Annotated in this window: 18 protein-coding genes; 13 read left to right on the top strand and 5 right to left on the bottom strand. The window is 73.1% G+C overall.

Annotated features, from left to right (window positions below):
- Nucleotides 1-60 precede the first annotated feature (60 nt).
- Together Q7F20_RS03955 and Q7F20_RS03950 are read left to right on the top strand one after the other, a co-directional pair.
- A complete protein-coding gene (locus tag Q7F20_RS03955) occupies nucleotides 61-759 on the top strand; it encodes a DUF4232 domain-containing protein (RefSeq protein ID WP_305738812.1) in 699 nt (232 codons plus the stop codon).
- Nucleotides 760-777: 18 nt separating this feature from the next.
- Nucleotides 778-1194: a GNAT family N-acetyltransferase gene (locus tag Q7F20_RS03950; protein ID WP_305738811.1), complete on the top strand. Its 417-nt coding sequence runs from the start codon at nucleotides 778-780 to the stop codon at nucleotides 1192-1194.
- A gap of 36 nt (nucleotides 1195-1230) precedes the next feature.
- Here Q7F20_RS03950 and Q7F20_RS03945 read toward each other — a convergent pair whose 3' ends face one another.
- Both Q7F20_RS03945 and Q7F20_RS03940 read right to left on the bottom strand, forming a co-directional pair.
- Nucleotides 1231-2187, bottom strand: a complete 957-nt coding sequence (locus Q7F20_RS03945) for a serine hydrolase (RefSeq protein WP_305738810.1) — start codon at nucleotides 2185-2187, stop codon at nucleotides 1231-1233.
- A complete protein-coding gene (locus tag Q7F20_RS03940) occupies nucleotides 2187-4151 on the bottom strand; it encodes a M13 family metallopeptidase (RefSeq protein WP_305738809.1) in 1965 nt (654 codons plus the stop codon). Before Q7F20_RS03940 ends, Q7F20_RS03945 begins: the two co-directional genes overlap by 1 nt.
- An 81-nt stretch (nucleotides 4152-4232) precedes the next feature.
- Between Q7F20_RS03940 and Q7F20_RS03935 the strand changes: the two genes are divergently transcribed.
- The 3 genes from Q7F20_RS03935 (at nucleotide 4233) to Q7F20_RS03925 (ending at nucleotide 8206) form a co-directional block, all read left to right on the top strand.
- Nucleotides 4233-5570, top strand: a complete 1338-nt coding sequence (locus Q7F20_RS03935) for a uracil-xanthine permease family protein (protein WP_305738808.1) — start codon at nucleotides 4233-4235, stop codon at nucleotides 5568-5570.
- A gap of 143 nt (nucleotides 5571-5713) precedes the next feature.
- Nucleotides 5714-7024: an MATE family efflux transporter gene (locus Q7F20_RS03930; RefSeq protein WP_305738822.1), complete on the top strand. Its 1311-nt coding sequence runs from the start codon at nucleotides 5714-5716 to the stop codon at nucleotides 7022-7024.
- Nucleotides 7025-7210: 186 nt separating this feature from the next.
- Nucleotides 7211-8206, top strand: coding sequence for an AraC family transcriptional regulator (locus Q7F20_RS03925; RefSeq protein WP_305738807.1), 996 nt, complete (start codon nucleotides 7211-7213; stop codon nucleotides 8204-8206).
- A gap of 29 nt (nucleotides 8207-8235) precedes the next feature.
- Here the strand turns inward: Q7F20_RS03925 and Q7F20_RS03920 are convergent, their stop codons facing one another.
- Nucleotides 8236-8802, bottom strand: coding sequence for a TetR/AcrR family transcriptional regulator (locus Q7F20_RS03920; RefSeq protein ID WP_305738806.1), 567 nt, complete (start codon nucleotides 8800-8802; stop codon nucleotides 8236-8238).
- Between the two features lie 63 nt (nucleotides 8803-8865).
- Here Q7F20_RS03920 and Q7F20_RS03915 point away from each other — a divergent pair, with 63 nt between their 5' ends.
- From Q7F20_RS03915 to Q7F20_RS03905, 3 genes are all read left to right on the top strand, one after another.
- Nucleotides 8866-9603 carry an SDR family oxidoreductase gene (locus Q7F20_RS03915; protein ID WP_305738805.1) on the top strand — a complete coding sequence of 246 codons (738 nt, stop codon included), beginning with the start codon at nucleotides 8866-8868 and terminating at the stop codon, nucleotides 9601-9603.
- 79 nt (nucleotides 9604-9682) lie between these two features.
- Complete coding sequence (locus tag Q7F20_RS03910; RefSeq protein WP_305738804.1) at nucleotides 9683-10075, top strand: nuclear transport factor 2 family protein; 393 nt, start codon at nucleotides 9683-9685, stop codon at nucleotides 10073-10075.
- A gap of 38 nt (nucleotides 10076-10113) precedes the next feature.
- Complete coding sequence (locus Q7F20_RS03905) at nucleotides 10114-10833, top strand: YafY family protein (RefSeq protein ID WP_305738803.1); 720 nt, start codon at nucleotides 10114-10116, stop codon at nucleotides 10831-10833.
- Nucleotides 10834-10853: 20 nt separating this feature from the next.
- Here Q7F20_RS03905 and Q7F20_RS03900 read toward each other — a convergent pair whose 3' ends face one another.
- Nucleotides 10854-12014, bottom strand: coding sequence for a LacI family DNA-binding transcriptional regulator (locus Q7F20_RS03900; RefSeq protein WP_305738802.1), 1161 nt, complete (start codon nucleotides 12012-12014; stop codon nucleotides 10854-10856).
- Nucleotides 12015-12107: 93 nt separating this feature from the next.
- On the opposite strand from Q7F20_RS03900, the gene Q7F20_RS03895 reads away from it, so the two are divergent.
- From Q7F20_RS03895 to Q7F20_RS03875, 5 genes are all read left to right on the top strand, one after another.
- The gene (locus Q7F20_RS03895; RefSeq protein ID WP_305738801.1) at nucleotides 12108-13388 is read left to right on the top strand and encodes an MFS transporter; all 1281 of its coding nucleotides are present in this window, start codon (nucleotides 12108-12110) and stop codon (nucleotides 13386-13388) included.
- 9 nt (nucleotides 13389-13397) lie between these two features.
- Nucleotides 13398-14093: an endonuclease NucS gene (nucS, locus tag Q7F20_RS03890; protein WP_305738800.1), complete on the top strand. Its 696-nt coding sequence runs from the start codon at nucleotides 13398-13400 to the stop codon at nucleotides 14091-14093.
- A 90-nt stretch (nucleotides 14094-14183) separates the two neighbouring features.
- Nucleotides 14184-14846, top strand: a complete 663-nt coding sequence (locus Q7F20_RS03885; RefSeq protein WP_305738799.1) for an HAD hydrolase-like protein — start codon at nucleotides 14184-14186, stop codon at nucleotides 14844-14846.
- A complete protein-coding gene (locus Q7F20_RS03880; protein ID WP_305738798.1) occupies nucleotides 14843-16126 on the top strand; it encodes a CynX/NimT family MFS transporter in 1284 nt (427 codons plus the stop codon). Before Q7F20_RS03885 ends, Q7F20_RS03880 begins: the two co-directional genes overlap by 4 nt.
- Nucleotides 16127-16285: 159 nt before the next feature.
- The gene (locus Q7F20_RS03875) at nucleotides 16286-18472 is read left to right on the top strand and encodes a glycosyltransferase family 39 protein (RefSeq protein WP_305738797.1); all 2187 of its coding nucleotides are present in this window, start codon (nucleotides 16286-16288) and stop codon (nucleotides 18470-18472) included.
- Here Q7F20_RS03875 and Q7F20_RS03870 read toward each other — a convergent pair.
- Nucleotides 18423-19256, bottom strand: coding sequence for an SDR family oxidoreductase (locus Q7F20_RS03870; RefSeq protein ID WP_305738796.1), 834 nt, complete (start codon nucleotides 19254-19256; stop codon nucleotides 18423-18425). The genes Q7F20_RS03875 and Q7F20_RS03870 overlap by 50 nt on opposite strands.
- Between the last annotated feature and the right edge of the window lie 19 nt (nucleotides 19257-19275).

Below are 19275 nucleotides of genomic sequence, written 5' to 3'. Positions count from 1 at the left end.
GCTCGGGGTGGCTGAGCGCCACCCGAGACGTGTACCCCGGGACGGTGGTTCCGTTGGCTCATGCAACGTCGCGCAGGTTCCCCGCTCCTCGTCGCCGTCGGCATCGTCGCCGTCGGTCTGCTCGCCGGCTGCTCCTCGGGCGGCACCACGACCCCGTCGGCCACGACGACGGAGACCGTCACGGCGACCCCGTCGTCGGCGGCCTCGTCCGCGCCGTCCGGCTCCGCGTCGACGCCGAGCCCGTCCGACGGTGCGACGGGCGGATCGACGGGCGGATCGACGGGCGGGTCCTCGGGCGGGTCCTCGGCCGCCGGGTCCTCGGCCTGCGCGACGTCCTCGCTCGCCGGCAGCATCGAGGCCGGCAGCGGCGGCGCCGCCGGGAGCACGATCGTGCACCTCGTCCTGCGCAACACCGGCTCGTCGACCTGCACGCTGCAGGGCTGGCCCGGGGTCTCCTTCGTCGGCGACACGAACGGCACGCAGATCGGCAACGCCGCGACGCTGGACCGGGCGGCCCCGCACCCGACCGTCACGCTGGCGTCCGGCGAGGAGGCCGTGGCACCGCTCGAGGTCACCAACTCGGAGAACTACCCGGAGTCGACGTGCGACCCCACCTCGCCCGACGGCTTCCGGGTGTACCCGCCCGGGTCGAAGCAGTCCCTCTTCATCGCCTACACCGAGTTCGCCGCGTGCCGGTCGACGAAGGTGACGGAGCTGGACGTGCAGGCCTTCGTCCCCGCGGGGCAGGCCGCCGACTGAGTCTGCCACGATGGGACCGTGGTGGTGATCGCGGAGGAACGACCCGGCGGGGACGAACTCCTCGCGCTGTACCGCGATGTCGGCTGGACCGCGTACACGCGGGAGCCGGAGACCCTCGTCGCCGCGGTCCTCGGTTCACACCTCGTGCTGACCGCCCGGGACGCGCAGGGGTCGCTCGTCGGGCTGGTCCGGACCGTGTCGGACGGCGCGACGATCGTGTACGTGCAGGACGTGCTCGTCGCGCCGGACCACCACCGGTCCGGCATCGGCGGCGCGCTGCTCGACGCCGTCCTCGAGCGGTACGCGTACGTCCGCCAGACCGTGCTGACGACCGACACCGAGCCGGTGCAGCGCGCGTTCTACGAGTCGCGGGGCTTCGTCGAGGTGCACGACGTCCGACCGGCCCCGCTCCGGTCGTTCGTCCTGCTCCGCTGACCGGGGCCGCTCCCCGCGGTCCGCAGGTCGGTCCGCTCATCGCGTCGCGGGTTCGTGCACCGCCTCGAGGACCTCGGTCCCCATCGTCCGCAGCGCGTCGATCACCGCCAGGCGGCGCTGGAGCGACGCGTCGTCGAAGGTCACCGTCACGGCGTAGCTCACCGACGACCCGGGCCCGCGCAGGATCCCGGCCTCGGCGCGTACCCCCGTGCTCGACCCGGTCACCGAGACGACCTGCAACCCGTGGTCCAGCGCCCGGTGCGCGAGCGGGTCCAGCCCGAAGGACCCCGCGACGAGGCTGAGGTCGGACGCGAGGGACAGCCACCCGAGCACCCGGTTCGACACCGCCTCGTCCACGACCTCGCCGAGCGCCAGGCCACGCATGAGCCAGGCGAGCTCGCCGGTCGGCGCGACCGAGGCGTCCGGTGCGTCGTCCGGGCCACGGCGGTCCCGGACCCGGTCGATGAGGGCGGTGCGTTCGATCCCGAGCGACTCGGCTCGCTCGCGGACGGCGTCGATCCCGACGGTGGAGAGCAGGGCGTTCATCGCCCAGGCGTCCGCACCGGCCCCGACGAGGGTCGCCAGGTCGGACACCTGCATGGTCGGCTCCTGCAGGAACTGCCAGAGCCCGGCCCCGGTCGCGGTGTCGCGCGCCATCCGCTGCAGCCGGTCGCCGTGCAGCCCGCCGTCCTCGAGCCGGGCGGCGACCTCGACGAGGAGCAAGACGCGGCCGAGGCTGGCCACCGGCTGGACGAGCGTGTCGTCCACCGCCAGCAGGGCCTTCCCCGTCGAGGTGTCGATCACCGAGGCGCTGACGGACGCGCCGTCGCGGGCGAGGGATCCGAGCGCCTGCAGCGTCGCCGCGAACCGCTCGTCGGCACCACCACGGTGCCGCCCGCGCGCACGCCCGTCGGGTCCGCCGGCGTGCTGTCGTCGACGCGACCGACGAGCCGCTCCGGGCTCCGGCGACCCAGCCGCGTCCGGCTCGGCCATCACCAGATCGAGACGCGCTCGGCCGGGTCGAGGTACATCGCGTCCCGCTCGGTCACGCCGAAGGTGTCGTAGTAGACGTCGATGTTGCGGACCACCTGGTTGCAGCGGAACTCCGTCGGCGAGTGCGGGTCGATGCTCAGCAGACGAGCTGCTTCCTCCGGACGGATCGCCATCCGCCAGGCCTGCGCCCAGCTGAGGAAGAAGCGCTCGGCACCGGTGAGGCCGTCGATGACGGGCGGCTCCTGGCCGTCGAGGGAGAGCAGGTACGCCTTCCACGCGATCGACAGACCGCCGAGGTCGCCGATGTTCTCGCCGATCGTCAGGGCGCCGTTCACGTGGCCGTCCGGGACCTCGGTCGGGACGAGCGCGTCGTACTGGGCGATGAGGGCCTTCGTGCGCTCCTCGAACGCGGTGCGGTCGGCCTCGGTCCACCAGTTCTCGAGCCGGCCGTCGCCGTCGTACTGGGAGCCCTGGTCGTCGAAACCGTGCCCGATCTCGTGCCCGATGACGGCGCCGATCGCGCCGTAGTTCGCGCTCGCGTCACGGGCGGCGTCGAAGAACGGGAACTGCAGGATGGCCGCCGGGAAGACGATCTCGTTGAAGCCCGGGTTGTAGTAGGCGTTGATCGTCTGCGGCGTCATGAACCACTCGTCGCGGTCGATCGGCTTGCCGATCTTGCCGAGCTCGCGGTCGACCTGGAAGCTCGCGACGGCGCGGACGTTGCCGATGAGGTCGTCGGCGGACACCGGCAGCGCGGAGTAGTCGCGCCACTTCACCGGGTACCCGATCTTCGGCGTGAACTTGTCGAGCTTGTCGAGCGCCCGCGCACGGGTCTCGTCGGTCATCCAGTCGAGGGCGGTGATGCTCTGCCGGTAGGCTTCGACCAGGTTGGCGACGAGCTCGTCCATCGTCGCCTTCGAGGTCTCGTCGAAGTGCTCCTGCACGTAGATGCGGCCGACGGCCTCACCCATGGCGCCCTCGACCAGCGAGACGCCGCGCTTCCAGCGCTCGCGCTGCTTCGGCGCACCGGTGAGCGCGGTGCCGTAGAACGAGAAGTTGGTCGCCGAGAAGGCGCTCGTCAGGTAGGCCGCGGAGGCGCGGATCACCTGCCAGCGGAGCCAGTCCTTCCAGACGTCCAGCGGCTGGCCGCGGAGCAGTTCCGCCAGACCGGTCACGTACGACGGTTCGCGGACGACGACGGTCTCGAAGGCGCCGGCCGGTGCGTCGATCGCTTCCCACCAGAGGCGGAGGTCGATGCCGTCCGCGAGCGCCTGGACCTCGGCCCAGGGCAGCTTGTTGTAGGTCTTCTGGCTGTCGCGGGTGGTGACGTTGTCCCAGTGCTTCGACGCCAGTGCGGTCTCGAGGGCGATGACGTGCTCGGTACGGTCGCCGCCGTCCTCGAACCCGGCGAGCGGGAACATCGCTGCGACGAACTCGCGGTACTTCGTCCGGATGTCGGCGAAGCGGTCTTCGCGGTAGTAGGACTCGTCGGGCAGCCCGAGGCCGGACTGCTCGAGGAAGACGACGTAGGACTCGGGGTCCCCCGGGTCGTTGTCGACGAACAGCTGCAGGAAGCTCGGCAGCCCGAGGCGCTCGAAGCGGCCGACCGTGCGGATGACGTCGTCGACCGAGTCGAGTGCGGCGATCTCGGCCAGCAGCGGTTCGATCGGTGCGGTGCCGAGCGCCTCGAGCCGCTCTTCGTCGGTGAAGGAGGCGTACAGGTCGCCGACCTTGCGCTCCTCGGTGCCCGGAGCGGCCTGCTGGGAACGCTCGATGATGTCCCGCACGGCGATCTCGGCAGCCTCGGCCAGCACCGTGAACGAGCCGTACCGCGCCTTGTCGTCGGGGATCGGCGTCGATGCGATCCACGACCCGTTCACGTGGCGGTACAGGTCGTCCTGCGGGCGGACCGTGGCGTCCAGCTCGTCGGTGTGGATCCCGGAGGTGCTTGCGACGTCGGTCATGCGGTCCACGATAGCCACCGTCACCCTGATCGAGCAGGACGGGTGCCGTCACCTGTGGACCGCTGCCGGTACGGTCGTCGCATGGGACTTCCGTGGAAGCTGCACGGAGACGGCGCGACCGTCTCCGCGACGACGATCGTCGCGCCGGACGAGCGCCTCACCTGGGGTCGGACGATCGGCCTCGGCGTGCAGCACGTGGTGGCGATGTTCGGTGCGACCTTCCTCGTGCCCCTGCTCACCGGCTTCCCACCGGCGACGACGCTGCTCTTCAGCGGCATCGGCACGATCCTGTTCCTGCTCATCACGGGCAACCGGCTGCCGAGCTACCTCGGGTCGTCCTTCGCGTTCATCGCCCCGATCGGCGCCGCGACGAAGATCGGCGGCATCCCGCTGGCCCTGTCCGGGATCATCGTGGTCGGGGTGCTCCTCGCGGTCGTCGGCGCCGTGGTGCACCTGGCCGGGTCCGGTTGGATCGACCGGCTCATGCCACCCGTCGTGTCCGGCGCGATCGTGGCGCTCATCGGGTTCAACCTCGCCCCGTCGGCCCGCAAGAACTTCACCGAGGCGCCGGTCGTGGCGCTCGTCACCCTCGCCGTCATCATCCTCGTCACCGTGCTCTTCAAGGGGCTCATCGGACGCCTGTCGATCGTCATCGGGGTCGTCGTCGGCTACGTGGCGGCCCTGGTCGCCGGCGAGGTCTCGTTCGACGCCGTCGGCAAGGCCGCCTGGGTCGGGCTGCCGGAGTTCACCGCGCCCGCCTTCGACCCGTCGCAGCTCGCGATCTACCTCGCGTTCGTGCCGGTCGTCCTCGCGCTCGTCGCCGAGAACGTCGGCCACGTGAAGGGCGTCGGACAGCTCACCGGTCGTGACCTCACACCGCTCACCGGACGAGCACTCTTCGCCGACGGCGTCTCGACCGTCCTCGCGGGCATCGGCGGCGGCTCGGCGACGACCACCTACGGCGAGAACATCGGCGTGATGGCCGCGACCCGGGTCTTCTCCACCGCGGCGTACTGGGTGGCCGCGATCGTGGCCGTCCTGCTCGGCCTCTCCCCCAAGGTGGGTGCCGTCATCTCGTCCGTCCCGCCGGGGGTCCTCGGCGGAGCGACCACCGCGCTCTACGGGCTCATCGGCGTCATCGGCATCCGCATCTGGGTCGAGAACCGCGTGGACTTCGCGAAGCCGAAGAACCAGTTGACCGCGGGCATCGCCCTCATCATCGGCATCGCGGACTTCACGTTCGCGTTCGGGCAGGCGAGCTTCGGTGGCATCATCCTCGGCACCGTCGCGGCGATCGTGGTCTACCACGTGATGGACCTCGTGGGCCGTGCCCGCGGGACCGACGATGCGACGCCCGAGGTGCCGGACGCGGCCCACGCGGCCACCGGCGGCGTCCCCGCCGAACCGCGCACCGACTGACGCGTGTACCTCCTGACAGGAGGCGCGGGTCGACGCCGACCCGCGCCTCCCGTCCGACCCGTCACCGATCCGGCCGTGCGCGCACGACGCGTGGTCCGCATCGCCGCCAGAATGGTCCGGTGCCCGGACCGACGCGACCCGCAGTGACCGCCGAGCGGCGTGCGGTCGACCGTGACATCGTCCGCCTCGCGGTCCCCGCGCTCGGTGCGCTCGTCGTCGAGCCGCTGTTCCTGCTCACCGACACCGCGCTCGTCGGCCACCTCGGTGCGACGCCGCTCGCCGCCGTCGGCCTGGCGGGGGCCGTACTGCAGACCGTCACCGGGCTACTCGTCTTCCTCGCGTACTCGACGACCCCCGCCGTGGCCCGTGCGCTCGGCGGCGGCGATCGACGCGGTGCCGTGCACGCCGGCATCGACGGGATGTGGCTCGCGCTGGTGCTGGGGGTGGTCCTCGCGCTCGTCGGGTGGCCGCTCGCGGGTCCGCTCGTCGACCTGTTCGGGGCCTCGGCCGAGGTGTCCGCGGCAGCGACCGCCTACCTGACGGTGTCGCTCATCGGGTTGCCCGGGATCCTGGTCGTGACCGCCTCGACCGGGCTGCTCCGCGGACTGCAGGACACGAGGACGCCGCTCGTCGTCGCCACCGTCGGGTTCGTCGCGAACGGACTGCTGAACGCCGTCCTCATCTACGGCGCGGGGTGGGGCGTCGAGGGGTCGGCGGCCGGCACCGTCATCGTGCAGTGGGCGATGGCGATCGTGTACGTCCGCATCGCCGTGCGCGCCGCCCGCGCCTCGGGTGCACCGTTGCGTCCGGGCGCCTCGGGGGTCGCTCGCGCGCTCCGGTCCGGAGCCTGGCTCTTCCTGCGGACGGCGTCGCTGCGCGTGGCGATGCTCGCGACCGTCGCCACCGCCGCGGGGCTCGGGACGACCGGGCTCGCGACCACCCAGGTCGGGCTGACGGTGTTCTCGACCCTGGCGTTCGCGCTCGACGCCCTCGCGATCGCCGGACAGGCGCTCGTCGGACACGGACTGGGTGCGCGCGACCCGGAGCGGGTGCGGCTGGTGACGCGGCGGCTCGTCGTGCTCGGGATCGCGGGCGGAGTGCTGCTCGGGGTGCTGACGCTCGCCGCGAGCGGGGTGCTCGGGCCGGTGTTCTCCGACTCGTCCGCCGTGCGGGGTGCGCTCCCGGTCGTGCTCGTGCTCATCGCGGTGGGGATGCCCGTCGCGGGGTACGTGTTCGTGCTCGACGGGGTGTTGATCGGCGCCGGGGACGCCCGGTACCTGGCGATCGCGGGCGGGGTGAACCTCGTCGTGTACCTGCCGCTGCTGTGGTGGGCGGGTGGGACCCTCGCGGGACTCTGGGCCGCCTTCGCGCTCGGCTACATCGGGGTGCGCGCCGTGACGCTCGGGGTGCGGGCGCACCGGCGTGGGTGGGTCGAGCAGGCCCTGGCGCGCTGAGCCAGCGTCACGGTGGCCTTCCCCACCCGAAGGGAAAGGCCACCGCTTCCGCGCCGGCGCAGGACACCGGCCGGTTCGACGGTACGCAGCACGCGCACCGGCCACCATCCGCTGGGCGCGGGGGCGCCGTCGCGCAACGCGGATCTGCGCGACGGCCGGAACGAGCGAGGCCGGTAGAGTCGCGCCGTGACCGGGGCCACTGCGGAGATGTTCGGGGCGCACCCGGTCGCCACCAGCACGAACGCCGACGAAGCGGCCGCGGTGCTCAGCGAGGTGTTCCTCCCGCTGGAGATCTCCACCGCCGACGGTGCTCCCGACGCACACATGCACCTCAACGCCCTCACGCTCGGTCGGACCACGTTCGGGTACATGCGCTTCCGCGAGCCCGTCCGGATCCGCACGGCAGAGCCCGTCGACTACCACCTCGACATCCCGGTGCGCTCCCGGATGACCGCGCGCGCGGCCGGGAGCACGACGGTCCGGGGCACGGCACGGACCGCCGGGGTCTTCATGCCCGGACGGACGGTCGACCTCGACTGCGGCGACCGGTTCGCGCAGGTCTCGGTCATGATCCCGCGCCGCGACGTGCACACCGAGCTCGAGCGGTTGCTGGACGCGCCCGTGTCGGTGCCGGTCGAGTTCGACGCGGCCTTCGACCTCGAGACCCCCGGCGGACGGGCCGTGTCGCAGGCGCTCCGACTCGTGGACGAGGGGTCACGGCAGGCGCACGGCCCGCTCGCCCACCCGCTCGCGGTCCGCAGCCTCGAGCAGGTGTTCCTGCACAGCCTGCTGCTCGGACAGCCGCACAACCACTCGGCGGCGCTGCACTCGCCGCACCGCGGAGCGGGTTCGCGAGCCGTCGCGCGGGCCGTCGAGCTGCTCCGCGAGGATCCGGCGCGGCCGTGGACGGTCGGCGACCTGGCGTCCGCGGTGTTCACGAGTGTCCGCAGCCTCCAGGAGGGCTTCCGACGGAGCCTGGACACCACGCCGACGGCCTACCTGCGCCGGCTCCGACTGGAACGAGCACGCGAGGACCTCCTCGCCGTCGGGCCCGAGCGCGTCCGGGTGACCGAGGTCGCGGCCCGCTGGGGGTTCCTGCACGTCAGCCGGTTCGCCGCCGCGTACGCCGACCGGTTCGGGGAGCTGCCCTCGGAGACGCTCGGGCACACGCGGCGGTCCTGAGCCGCGGTGACGACGACCGCGGTCCGGGGTCAGGCGCCGTCCGCTGTCCGGGGACGGAGTCCGTCCACGACGAGGTCGAGCAGGTACGGCACCCGGTCCGCCGCCGACGGCCCCAGTCGCCAGAGGAACGCGACGAGCGCCAGCAGGTCCGCCGGTCCGACGTCGGGACGCAGGACGCCGGCTCGCGCTCCGGCCTGCAGCAGGACGCCGATCGCATCGGCGATCTCGTCGTACTGTTCATCGTGCAGCTGCTGTCGGGTCGCGGCGTCCAGGACGTCCGCGAGCGCGTGCTTCTGGGAGCCGAAGGCGGCGAGCTCGTCGAGCCACGACCGGAGTGCGCCGTCCTGCGACGGCCGGTCGGCCAGTGCGCGCGCCGACGCGACCAGCCCCTGGAAGTCGGCTCGGTAGACCTCGGCGAGCAGGGCCCCGCGGGTGGGGAAGTGCCGGTACAGCGTCCCCTGGCCGACGCCCGCGAGTCGGGCCAGCGACTGCATGGTCGTCGCGGCGTCGGCCCGCAACGCATCTCGCGCCACGTCGACCAGACGCGCGCGGTTGCGTTCGGCATCCGCGCGGCGGGGCGATTGCGAAACGGACATGTGTCCGTTAGCCTCCTCGATGAATCGGACGAGTGTCCGTTTCAGCGTACAGGAGGCGAGCGGATGGACGGCATCGCAGGGAAGGTCGTGGCGATCACCGGCGCGTCGAGCGGCATCGGCGAAGCGACGGCGCAGCACCTCGCGGCACGGGGCGCGAAGGTCGTCCTGGGGGCGCGACGCGTGGAGCGGCTGGCGGACATCGTCGCACGGATCACGGACGCAGGCGGTGAGGCGATCGCGGTCGAGACCGACGTACGCAGCCGGGAGGCGCTGCACACGTTGGTCGCGTCGGCCCGGTCACGCTTCGGTCGCCTCGACGTCCTGCACCAGAACGCCGGCAGCATGGCCGTGTCGCCGTTCGACGCCCTCGACGTCGACGGCTGGCAGCAGATGGTCGACGTGAACCTGGTCGGCGTCCTCAACGGGATCGCCGCCGCCCTGCCGGTGTTCCGCGAGCAGGGGTCCGGACACTTCGTGCACACGGCATCGACGTCGGCGCACCGCATCGTCCCCGCCCAGGGCGTCTACGCGGCGACGAAGACTGCGGTGCGGGTGCTCAGCGAGGCGCTGCGGCAGGAGGCCGGTCCCGGGCTGCGCGTCACCGTCGTCTCCCCGGGCTTCACCGCGACGGAAGGCGTGACGAAGACCGACGACCCCGAGCAGCGCGCGGCGCTGGAAGCTCGTCGCGACGCGATCGCCATGCCCGCCGACGCCGTCGCCGCAGCCGTGGCGTACGCGATCGCGCAGCCGGCGGGGGTGGACGTCGGCGAGGTCGTCATCCGACCGACGGCGCAGGACTGACGGCTCGCGCGCCGTCAGTCCCGGTCCGGCGGGGGAACACCGACACACCGTTGTCGCGCAGCGGTCCGAGGGTGGACGCATGACCGACAACGACACCCGTACGGACCAGGCCCGCACCGCCCTCGACCAGTGGCTGGTGATGTGGAACGCCGACGGCGACCTCGCCCGACACCTCTGCGCCGACGACTTCCGCATCCGGTTCGCCGTCACCGAGCCCGACGGTTCGACCCCGGCGGACGACATCCGCACCGCCGACGACTTCGCCGCGTACCTCGACTGGTGGCACGGGCAGCACCCTGACGCGGTCTTCACCGCCGTCAGTGACGCGCTCGACGGCGACCACGGTCGGCTGATCTGGGACATGGACGCCGGGGACGTCCACGTGGGCGGCGTCGACGTGTTCGACTTCGACGAGGCAGGACGTGTCCGGCGCGTCTGGTCGGCGGGCGGACAGCGGAGCATGCGGAGCTGAGCCGACCGATCGACACCGGCGTCTGTGAGGATCGGACCATGAAGCGAGCCGAGCGGCACTACGCACTCGTCGACCTGCTCCGCGGGGCGCGCCGACCGTGGTCAGCCGCTCGGCTCGCCGCCCACTTCGAGGTGTCGCAACGGACGATCGAGCGCGACGTCGCCGCGCTCCAGGCCGCCGGAGTGCCGGTCTACGCCGACCACGGCGCCGCCGGCGGGTACTCGATCCTCCGCGAGTACTCGCTCCCACCGCTGAACCTGACCGCGGCCGAGTCCCTCGCCGTGCTGGCCGGGCTCGGCCTGCTCGAGTCCTCGCCGTACCAGGCTGCCGCCCTGCGCGCATCGTCGAAGATCCACGCGGTGATGCTCGACGAACACCGCACCCCGGTGCTCGAGGCGCTCGGGATGATCCGCGTGATCGACGCCGTCGCACCATCGGACACGGACACCGTGCCGCTCGGCATCCTGTCCGACGCGATCGCCGCCCGCCGTGTCGTGCGGCTGCGGTACCTCGGCGAGGACGCGGCCGGCCGGCCGGACCCGACCACCAGCACCGTGCGGGACGTCGAGACGATGGGGCTGCTCCGGGCCGGTGACGCGTGGCTGCTGGCCGGGTGGTGTCGGCTCCGCGACGCTGTCCGCGGCTTCCGCATCGAGCGGATCACGGCGCTCGAGATCCTCGACGAGGTGGCTCCGCCCCGGGACCCGGCCGTCTGGGAGGACGACCTCGCGCGGTGGCCCACCCGCCGTCTGGGGTGACGCCGCCCGGTGCCGGCCCGCTACGCCCGCGGGGGTCCGGTCGTGTCCCCGATGCGGAGCTCCGAGCGGAACGCCGCCGGCTGGGGCTCGGCGCCCTCGAGCATCGCCAGGGCGGCACGGGCTGCGGCCTGCCCCTTCTGCACGAACGGCTGCACGAGCGTGGTCAGCTGCCGGATGCGGGTGCGGTGGAAGAGGCTGTCGTCCACGGTGATGCCGTCGAACCCGACGACGCTGACGTCCTCGGGCACGCGGAGCCCGGCGTCGAGCGCGGCCGAGATCACCCCGACGGCGAGGACGTCGCTCTGCGCGACGACCGCGGTCGGCCGGGGTCCGTCGACCGCGAAGAGCGCGGTGCCGGCGATCCGGCCCTCTTCCACGGAGCTGCCGGCCGCCTCGAGCGCGACCGCGTCCGGGAAGACCCCCCGGACCCCGCGCAGCCGCTCGAGGGACGTGAACGCGATCCCCTCGGCCTCGCGCTCGGCGTCGATCGGGCCGCGACGACGCGAGCCGTCGAGGGGCAGCGAGACGATCGTGACGGCCTCGTGCCCGAGGTCGCGCAGGAAGGCGGCCGCGCGACGCGAGGCCTCGCGGTTGTCGAGCTGGATCGGCACCGCACCCTCGATGTCGTCCGCCTCGATCGCGACGACGGGGATCTGCCGCCGCCGGAGCACGGCGACCGCGGGGTCGATCCGCACGTTGCACCCGACGAGGACGACGGCGTCCATCGGGGCGTCGACGAGCGGGACGGCACCCTGTTCGTCGTCGAGCGGACTCCGGACGAGCAGCAGCGAGGCACCGGCGGCACCGGCCACCTCGGCGATGCCGTCGAGCGTCAGGACGTTGACCGGGTCGCGGAACGCGTCGCTCAGCCGCTCGTCCATGACGACCCCGATGACACCGGACCGACCACGGCGCAGGGAACGGGCACGAGGGTCGGGGCCGCCGTACCCGAGCTCGGCAGCGGCCGCGAGCACACGGGCCTTCGCTTCCTCGGAGACCGGGCCGCTGCCGCTGAACGCGAGCGAGGCGGTCGAGGGCGCGACACCGGCAGCACGCGCCACCGCGGACAGGGTGGGGCGACGGGGTCGCACCGGAGTGCGACCGGCCGCGACCGCATCGGCGGCGTCCTCGCGGTGGTGCTCCGTCCGCGACGCGCCGGGTCCTGTTGCCGGTTCGTCCATCGCCCGTTAGCGTAGCCGGAAACGGCGGTCGAATCGATTCGACCGGGCCGCGACACGCACGGCAGCACCGCAGCGAAGCACGATGGGACCACCATGACGACGACGTCCGCCCGCACCACCCCCTCGACACGGGCCTGGGTCACCGCGGTCTTCGTCGTGTTCACCCTGTCCGGCCTCGACATCGCGACCTGGCTCGGCCGGATCCCGAGCGTCCGCGACTCCCTCGGAGCGAGCACCTTCGAGATGGGACTGCTCGTGCTCGGCATGGCGGTCGGCTCGATCGGCGGGCTGACCTTCGCCGGGCACATCGTGGCGAAGCTCGGGGCCCGCCGTGGTGTCCAGGTCGCCGCCGCGTGCCTCGCCGTCGGGATGGTGTTCGCGGGCGTCGCGGTCTCCCTCGGGTGGGGCTTCGCCGCCATCTGGATCGCGCTCATCGCGTTCGGCTTCGGCAACGGCCTGTGCGACGTGTCCATGAACGTGTCCGGCGCCGCGGCCGAGAAGGCCGGCGGCCGGACGATCATGCCGCTGTTCCACGCCGCGTTCAGCCTCGGCACCCTCGCCGGCGCCGGGCTCGGTGCCCTCGCCGAAGCGCTCGGGATCCCCGTCGCGTGGCACTTCGTCGTCCTCGTCGTCGTCACGAGCGCCGCGATGCTCGTCGCCGTGACGCGCTTCCAGGACGAGCACCGCTTCGAGGAGCACGTCGCCACCGACACCAGCCCGGTGCCGACGCCGGTGGGTCGCTGGCAGGTCTGGGCCCAGCCGTCCACCCTGCTCATCGGCGTGATCGTCCTCGGAATGGCACTGGCCGAGGGATCGGCGAACGACTGGCTGCCGCTGGCGATGATCGACGGGCACGGCCTCGACAACGCCGCCGGCGCCGCCGTCCTCACGGTGTTCCTCGCCGCGATGACGGTCGGCCGAGTGGCCGGCAGCCCGCTCATCGACCGGTTCGGGCGGGTGCCCGTCCTCCGCACCAGCGCGGCCGTCGCGGTCGTCGGCCTCGGCATGCTCATCTTCATCGACGACGTGCCGCTCGCGATCGTCGGCGTCGTGCTCTGGGGTCTCGGAGCGAGCCTCGGCTTCCCGATGGGCATGTCCGCCGCGGCGGACGACCCCCGGACCGCCGCCGCCCGGGTCAGCGCCGTCGCGACGATCGGGTACGTGGCGTTCCTCGCGGGACCGCCGCTCATCGGGTTCCTCGGCGAGCACGTGGGGCTGCTCGGCGCGCTCCTGGTGGTCTTCGTGTTCATCATCGCGGCGGGGCTGGCGTCCGGTGCCGCCCGTGAGCGCGGCGCCGCCGCCCGGCCGACCCGTCGGGGTGGTGACGTGGACGGCGGGGGCGAGCCGCGCCTCCAGGGCCAGCAGTCCGGTTAGGCTCTCCGGGTGCGTCTCGTCATCGCCCGCTGCTCCGTCGACTACGCGGGCCGGCTCTCCGCCCACCTGCCGCTCGCGACCCGTCTGCTCATGCTGAAGGCCGACGGATCGCTGCTCGTCCACTCCGACGGCGGCAGCTACAAGCCGCTCAACTGGATGAGCCCGCCGTGCTCGATCGAGATCACCGAGCCGGACGAGGAGCAGAGCCTGGGTGGCATCACCCAGGTCTGGACGGTCACGCAGAAGAAGACCCAGGACCGCCTCATCGTGTCGATCCACGAGGTCATCGCGGACCAGACCCACGACCTCGGCGTCGATCCGGGGCTCGTCAAGGACGGGGTCGAGGCGCACCTGCAACAGCTCCTCGCGGAGCAGATCGAGCTCCTCGGCGACGGCCACACGCTGGTCCGCCGCGAGTACATGACGGCGATCGGACCGGTGGACATCCTCGCCCGCGACGACGCCGGAGCGAGCGTCGCCGTCGAGATGAAGCGGAACGCGAACATCGACGCGGTCGAGCAGCTCACCCGGTACCTCGAGCTCATGAACCGCGATCCGCTGCTCCGTCCGGTGCAGGGCGTGCTCGCGGCGCAGACGGTGGCACCGCAGGCGCGCACCCTCGCCGAGGACCGCGGCATCCGGGTCCTCGTCCTCGACTACGACGCGATGCGGGGCATCGAGGGCGGGCACACCCGCCTCTTCTGAGCGGCCTTCCAGGAGGCGCGGGTCGCGTCCGGCGGGGACCTCGCGCCCGCCGGGTGGTCGCGTCGACCGCCCGACTAGGCTGGGACGGTCATGACGCGCCCGTTCTCCGCCATCCTCTTCGACCTCGACGGCACCATCAGCGACTCCGCTCCCGGCATCCTCGAGAGCATGACGCACACGTTCCGCGTCGTCGGCGTCCCCGTGCCGGACCACGCGACGCTCATGTCGTTCGTCGGTCCGCCGATCCTCGACACCTTCCGCGACGCGATGGGCATGGACGAGGCGCAGGCCGAACACACGCTCGCCGTCTACCGCGAGCACTACCTGTCGCACGGTGCCCTCGACTCGGCGATGTTCCCCGGGATCGACGTCGTCCTGCGCACCCTGCACGACGCCGGGCTGCCGATCTCGACGGCGACGAGCAAGCCCGAGACGCCGGCGACGTACATCCTCGAGCACTACGGCCTCACCGGCGACATCGACGTCATCACGGGCGCGAGCGACGACGAGGTCCGCTCCTCGAAGGCCGACGTGGTCGAGGAAGCGCTGCGCCGCCTCGACGCCCGCGGGTTCGACACCAGCCGACCGGTACTGATCGGGGACCGCCTGCACGACGTCCAGGGGGCGGCCGTGCACGGGGTGCCGGCGATCTTCGCCGAGTGGGGCTACGGCTCCCCCGCCGAGGCCGATGGCACCATCGCCCAGGCTGCGACGCCGCTGGACCTGCTCCCGATCCTGTTGCCGTCCTCGTGACGACCGGGGCGGGCGGGCACGGCCGTGCGGGCGGCCGGACCGCGGCGGGACTGCGTGGTGCCGCCTGGCTGCTGCCGGCGGCCATCGTCCTCATCGCACTGAACTTCCGCGGTCCGATCGTCGCCACGGCGCCGGTCATCGGCGACGTCCGCGCCGACCTCGGCCTGACCGCCACGGTCGCCGGCCTGCTGACGACGATCCCGGTCCTCTGCTTCGCGCTCGCGACGCCGTTCGCCAGCTGGGTCATCGCGAAGGCCGACCCCGAGCGTGCGGTGTCGCTCTCGCTCGTCGTCGTCCTCGTCGGCACCGTCGTTCGCTCGCTGCCCTCGTCCACGGCCCTGCTCGTCGGCACCGCGGTGATCGGCATCGGCATCACGATCGGCAACGTGGTGATCCCGGTCGTGATCCGTCGGGACACCTCGCCCGAGCGGGTCGGTCTGGTCACCGGCGTGTACACGTCCGCGCTCAACGTCGGGTCGATGATCACCTCGCTCGGCACGGCGCCGATCGCCGCGAGCTGGGGCTGGCCGGTCGCGATCGCGATCTGGGCCGTGTTCGCCGTGGTGGCCGGTCTGGCCTGGACGTACGCCGTCGGCCCCCGTGCGGCGTGGCTCCGCCCGGCGGCGTCCGAGCCGGTCGCCGAGACGGGACCGATCGACCAGGTGCTCGGCACGGGTGCGATCCGCACGGTCGACGGCGGTGCGGCACCCGCTCCCGTGCGCCCGGCTCGACGGCTCATCACCTGGGGGCTGACGCTCGCGTTCGGCGGGCAGGCGTTCTCGTACTACGCGCTCACGGCCTGGATCCCGACCCTGCTGCACGACGAGATCGGCTTCTCGAAGGCGTCCTCGGGCGCGAGCTCGTCGGTGTTCCAGATCCTCGCGGTCGTCGGGGCGCTGGGTGTCCCGGTGCTCGCGGCGCGGTGGCGTCCCCGGGCGATCATCGCCCTCGTCGCGTTCCTCTGGCTCGCCATGCCGCTCGGGCTGCTGTTCGCCCCGCAGCTCTGGCTGCTCTGGTCCGTCCTCGGCGGAGCAGCGCAGGGCGGCGGCATCACGGTCATCTTCATCGTCATCGTCCGGATCGTGTCGAGCGACGCCGATGCCCGGCGGATGTCCGCGTTCGTGCAGGGCGGCGGGTACCTGCTCGGTTCCGCCGGACCGCTCGTCGCCGGTTCGTTGCACGGGGTCACCGGCGACTGGACGGCTCCGTTGCTCGTCGTGCTCGTCGCGGTGCTGACCCTCGGGGTCGTGGGGACGTTCGCGGCCCGCCGGGTCGCCTGAACCCGGGCACCGCCCTGAGACCGCGTTCCGGTTCGACCGGGGAACGCCTGGTGACGCCCGGTCGCGCCCGCACGTCGTCTCAGCGCCGCTGGTGACTTCCGAGCGAGCTGGTGGCACGGTCCCGGTCCACCGTCATCCCGGGCGGCCAGGGTCCGGAGGGTGGACACTCGACGACCCGCACGGTGGCGGGACCAGCCCCTCGCCGCACGCTGCGCCCTGCTCCTGATCGCAGCCGGCATGACGGTGCTGCTCGGGTGGAACCTGGCGCGAGGCGGTGACTCCGGCTTCTACGAGGCGTCCGCCCGGTCGATGTCCGAGTCGTGGCCGGCGCTCTTCTCCGGCGCGTTCGACCCCTCCGCGACCGTGACCCTCGACAAGCTCAGCGGGTTCGCCGTCCCCCAGGCGCTCAGCATCCGGTTGTTCGGCGACTCCACCGCGGCACTCGCCCTCCCCCAGGTCGTCGAGGGCCTGGTCACGCTGTGGGCCTGCTCGCTCGTCGGACTGCGGTGGGCCGGGGTCGGGACGGGGCTCGTCGCCGCGGGTGCAGCAGCCACGACGCCGATCTTCGTGTCGATGTTCGCCCACCCGATGGAGGACGGCATGGTCACGGCGGCCCTGGCGGTCGCCCTGCTCTGCTGGCAGCACGCGGCGATCACGGGCCGGTGGTGGCCACTCGTCGCCGCCGGGCTCGCGGTGGGCGTCGGGTTCCAGGCGAAGATGCTCCAGGCGTGGTTCGTGTTGCCGGCGCTGCTGCTCGGCACCCTCGTCGCCACGGCCGGGCGGGACGGTGCCCGGCTCGGCGTCGTTGTCCGGGTCCGTCGCGTCGTCGTCCTCGGTGCGGTGTCGGTGGCAGCGTCGCTCGCGTGGGTGGTCGGGCTGGCACTCACCCCGTCCGGTGCTCGTCCGTGGATCGACGGCTCGACCGACGACAGCCCGTTCGCGATGGTGTTCGGCTACAACGGCATCGACCGGTTCCTCCCGGGAGCGGTACCCGGCTCCGTCAGCACGACCGAGGGTCCCGCTGGCCGCCCGACACGCCTCGGTGGCCCGGGGGGCGTGACGAAGCTCCTCGAGCCGCACCTCGCGTCACAGGTCGCCTGGCTCCTCCCCGCAGCGGTGTTCGCCGTCGTGCTCGCGATCGTCCTGCTCCTCGTCCGCCGGTCCGGTGCACGCGTCGGCAGCGTCACCGGTCGGGCGTTCGACACGCGAGCCGGGTCGGCCACGCTCCTCGTCGTCACGGTGTGGCTCGTCACGGCCGCCGTCGTCCTCTCGGTGGCGAAGGTGCCGCACACCGCCTACGTCGCGGCGGTCGGCGTGCAGCTCGCCGTCCTCGCAGCGCTGGGATGGCGGGGCGCGGTGGGGCTCGTCCGGGCACAGTCGGCGTGGCTGCGCGCGGTGCCCGTGCTCCTCGCAGCCGCACAGCTCGCGTGGTGGGCGTTCCTGGCCCGTGGTGCTGCGATGCCGGCGGTCCTCGCGACGCTGGCCGTCGCCGTCGGTGCCGCAGCCGTGCTCGCGACGGTGGTCGCGCTCCTGTGGCGACCGCGCTGGGAGGGGACGCGCGGGCCGGGCCGGCACCGCGCCTCCCGGACCGCGATCGCCCTCGCGGCCGGACTCGCCCTCGTCGCCGGTCCCGCGGCCTTCTCGCTGCAGGCGCTCGACGCCGCTCGTGACGGGAGCGGGAGCGACGCCTCCGTCGGCTCGTGGATCCCGCGTTGGCGGAGTCCGGACGGTCGGGCCGAGGCCTTCCGCGTCTCACGGCCGGACCCGTGGGGCGGTTCCTCCGCGCCGTACCCGGTCGTGTTCCGGCACCTCGTACGGACGGCACGGCGCCTCGACGGGTACCGCGACTCGGTGCCGCTGTTCCTCACCGACACCTGGCGCATCTCGTCGCCCCTGATCGACGCGACGGGGCTGCCGGTGCTGACCGACGGCGGCTTCTCGGGGACGGTGCCGGTGTTCACGGCGCAGCAGGTGCGGCAGCGGATCGCCGGCGGGCTCCGCGTGCTCGTGGTGCAGGCCGGCGCGCCCCGGACCGATCCGGTGTTGCGTGCGGCGCTGGCGGGCGGGTGCCGGGCAGTCGCCGACGTCGACCCGGGGGCCAGGGTGCCGGCGCATCCGTGGGCGGTGACGGACGTCGGGTGGACGGTGTGGCGGTGCGGGCTGCCGGGCCGGTCCGTGGACCGGCTGGGCGGGCCGGTCGTGCCGCGCCGCCCACGCTTCGGCGACCGCTCCGACGAGCGCTTCAGCGACCGCTCCGACGAGCGCGCTGGCGACCGCTTCGTCGACGGTGGGTGGGTCAGCCGACGAGCAGCACCTCGCGCAGCGACATCGGTGGGCGCCCCGTGACGCGCTCGACGTCGCCCGACACCCGCGCGAGCGCTCCTTCGGCGATCGCCGTGTAGGTGCTCACCCACGCGTCCGCCTGCCACGGCTCGGGGTCCCACTTGGCGCGTGAGGCGTACGCCTCTGCGAGCGTCTCCGGGTGGTACGAGACCTCGCGCCCACGGACCTCGGAGACGGTGGCCGCGGCCTCGGCGAGGGTGATCGCGGACGGTCCGGTCAGCTCGTAGGTGCGGTCGAGGTGTGCCGCCGGGTTCCGCAGGACCTCGGTCGCGACCCGCGCCACGTCGGCCCGGGCGACCGCCGCCATGGCACCGTCGCCCGCCGGTCCCCGGATCACGCCGTCCTCGCCGACCAGGTCCTCGACGAAGTCCAGGTAGAACGAGTCGCGCAGGAACGTGTGTGCCATCGAGGTCGCGCGGATCGCCTCCTCGGTCGCCCAGTGGTCGCGGCCGAGCGTGAAGGTCGCGTCCGCCGCCGCGCCCACGAACGACGTGTAGACCACGTGCCGGACGCCGGCCGTCGCGGCAGCGGAGACGAACGTGCGGTGCTGGGCGAGACGGTCCACCGCCTCGGCGCCGGAGACCATGAGCAGCAGGTCGACGCCCTCGAGCGCCGCGCGACTCGCTTCGGCGTCACCGAACGACGCGACCGCGACCTCGGCTCCGGGGAGTTCCGGCGCCCGGGAGGCGTCCCGCACGATCATCCGGAACGGCACCCCGTCGTCCGCCAGGGCGCGCGCCACGGCGCCGCCGATCTTGCCGGTCGCGCCGGTGAGTGCGATGGTCATGGTCGCTCCTGTCGTGGTC

It is taken from the genome of Curtobacterium sp. A7_M15, assembly GCF_030705415.1.
In the GTDB taxonomy this organism is placed as follows: Bacteria; Actinomycetota; Actinomycetes; order Actinomycetales; family Microbacteriaceae; genus Curtobacterium.
Note: the sequence above shows the minus strand (reverse complement) of the source record. Positions and strands in the feature narration are given on the sequence as shown.

Bases quoted from the DNA above. Each gene is read 5' to 3' on its own strand.
- Q7F20_RS03920 (WP_305738806.1), bottom strand. From the start codon at position 8,802: ATGTCCGTTTCGCAATCGCCCCGCCGCGCGGATGCCGAACGCAACCGC.
- Q7F20_RS03945 (WP_305738810.1), bottom strand. From the start codon at position 2,187: ATGGCCGAGCCGGACGCGGCTGGGTCGCCGGAGCCCGGAGCGGCTCGT.
- Q7F20_RS03915 (WP_305738805.1), top strand. From the start codon at position 8,866: ATGGACGGCATCGCAGGGAAGGTCGTGGCGATCACCGGCGCGTCGAGC.
- Q7F20_RS03905 (WP_305738803.1), top strand. From the start codon at position 10,114: ATGAAGCGAGCCGAGCGGCACTACGCACTCGTCGACCTGCTCCGCGGG.
- Q7F20_RS03900 (WP_305738802.1), bottom strand. From the start codon at position 12,014: ATGGACGAACCGGCAACAGGACCCGGCGCGTCGCGGACGGAGCACCAC.
- Q7F20_RS03940 (WP_305738809.1), bottom strand. From the start codon at position 4,151: ATGACCGACGTCGCAAGCACCTCCGGGATCCACACCGACGAGCTGGAC.
- Q7F20_RS03955 (WP_305738812.1), top strand. From the start codon at position 61: ATGCAACGTCGCGCAGGTTCCCCGCTCCTCGTCGCCGTCGGCATCGTC.
- Q7F20_RS03910 (WP_305738804.1), top strand. From the start codon at position 9,683: ATGACCGACAACGACACCCGTACGGACCAGGCCCGCACCGCCCTCGAC.
- Q7F20_RS03895 (WP_305738801.1), top strand. From the start codon at position 12,108: ATGACGACGACGTCCGCCCGCACCACCCCCTCGACACGGGCCTGGGTC.
- Q7F20_RS03885 (WP_305738799.1), top strand. From the start codon at position 14,184: ATGACGCGCCCGTTCTCCGCCATCCTCTTCGACCTCGACGGCACCATC.
- Q7F20_RS03935 (WP_305738808.1), top strand. From the start codon at position 4,233: ATGGGACTTCCGTGGAAGCTGCACGGAGACGGCGCGACCGTCTCCGCG.
- Q7F20_RS03870 (WP_305738796.1), bottom strand. From the start codon at position 19,256: ATGACCATCGCACTCACCGGCGCGACCGGCAAGATCGGCGGCGCCGTG.